The organism is Mesorhizobium sp. M7A.F.Ca.US.014.04.1.1 (genome assembly GCF_003998745.1).
Taxonomy (GTDB): Bacteria; Pseudomonadota; Alphaproteobacteria; order Rhizobiales; family Rhizobiaceae; genus Mesorhizobium; species Mesorhizobium ciceri.
This window is the reverse complement of record NZ_RZRW01001486.1, coordinates 1-420: the sequence shown is the minus strand read 5'-3', so window position 1 is coordinate 420 and position 420 is coordinate 1. Positions and strand designations below refer to the sequence as shown.

General features: G+C 62.1%; 1 protein-coding gene. It reads left to right on the top strand.

Annotated elements, in window-relative coordinates; all coding sequences use genetic code 11:
- Positions 1 to 101 precede the first annotated feature (101 nt).
- On the top strand, positions 102 to 420 hold a 319-nt coding region (locus EOA22_RS37260; RefSeq protein ID WP_245478828.1), incomplete at its 3' end, for a PfkB family carbohydrate kinase.

The following is a 420-nucleotide window of genomic DNA, read 5'->3' as shown; positions in this document are numbered from 1 at the left end:
GCGTGGATTTGCGGTATATCGGCAGGCATGAACGATCCGGCCCGTAAATTGACAATTTTCATCACAATTGAGATTTGCCTTACCCTCGCGTTGCCAGTGACATGATCAAGCACAATCCGCCTTCTCCAGAACCATTGCACCGCGCCATTGCGCGGTTCGGCCAAGCCACCGTGCTGGTGGTCGGCGACTTCATCCTCGATCGTTTCGTCAACGGCGTCATCGAGCGGATCTCGCCGGAAGCGCCGATCCCGGTGCTGCATGGGCGCGGCGAGACCTCGACCATGGGCGGCGCCGGCAATGTCGTGGCCAACATCGTTTCGCTCGGCGCTGCCGCTGTCCCCGTTTCCGTAATCGGCGCCGATCTGGCGGGCGACAGTCTGGTGCGGATGCTGCGGGAACTTGGCGCCGATACGGCGGGCC